Origin of the sequence: Streptomyces olivochromogenes (assembly GCF_001514115.1) — a bacterium.
GTDB classification, from domain to species: domain Bacteria; phylum Actinomycetota; class Actinomycetes; order Streptomycetales; family Streptomycetaceae; genus Streptomyces; species Streptomyces olivochromogenes.
The window spans coordinates 2,308-3,298 of record NZ_KQ948516.1; the positions used below are offsets into that span (position 1 = coordinate 2,308).

The following is a 991-nucleotide window of genomic DNA, read 5'->3' on the forward strand; positions in this document are numbered from 1 at the left end:
GGGGGTGCGGCCGGTCCCGGCGGACCGGGGACCGGGCAGGACCGGCCGCCGGCGCGAGGGCGCCGCAAGCCCGGGCAGCAGCAGGGCCCAGAACTGCTCCACCAGATGAGACGAGGAACGCACACGGTGACGGGAAGCGAGCCGGCCCAGCCCGGCGACCGAGGCCACCACCGCCACCGCGGCCGCCTCCGGGGACACCCCCCGCGCCAGCTCCCCCGCACCCTGCGCCTCACGCAGCAGCGCATACACCCACTCACCCCACCACCGCCCGGGCCCCTCCGCACTCTTGCGCGAAGGATCACCACCCAGCTCGAACCCGGCCCGCAGCACCGGATCCACCGCCAGAGCCGCCACCAGATCACCACTCACATCCACCAGCAACTGCAGCCCGCCGCCCCCCGCACCCTCCCGCACCACCAGCCGCTGCACCGACACCGTCGCCACCGCCTCCACCTCACGCGCCAGAAGATCCTTGCTCGGGAAATGAAAATGCAGCGCCCCGGTACTCACACCCGCCCGCCTGCTGATCACCGGCAGCGAAGCAAGCGCATACCCATCCTCCGCAAACACCTCAGCCGCCGCACGCACCAAAGCCCGACGCGTCCGCACCGCCCGCACCTGCCTGACCACCCCACCCACCTCCCCACCCACCACGACCACCACCCACACACACCCGGGCACACCCGGACCACCACCACACCCTACCAAACCGCATGCGCGGTATGTTTCCTGGTCCGTGCCCCGCCCCAACCCCTCATCCACCCCCCAGCCCGCCCACCCGCCCCCGAACCACACACCCGGCCAGGCCCCCGCCCCAGCACAGAAACACACACAGACGAACCCGCCAGCCCCCGCCCCCGGACACCAGCCCGCCCCGCCACACCCCGCCAGACACACCCCGCCACCGGGACCTACCACCAGCCCCCGCCACAGCGGCATACCACCAGGCCGCACCAGCCCCCACTCCACCGGAAGAAGCCCCCGCTCACCC

The 991-nt window shown here is 73.1% G+C and carries 1 protein-coding gene; it reads right to left on the minus strand.

Translation table 11 applies throughout. The annotated features are described in order from the left end of the window. Window positions 1–663: ScbR family autoregulator-binding transcription factor (locus AQJ27_RS51270; protein WP_244313893.1), on the minus strand; the 663-nt coding region annotated here is incomplete at its 3' end. Window positions 664–991: the final 328 nt, after the last annotated feature.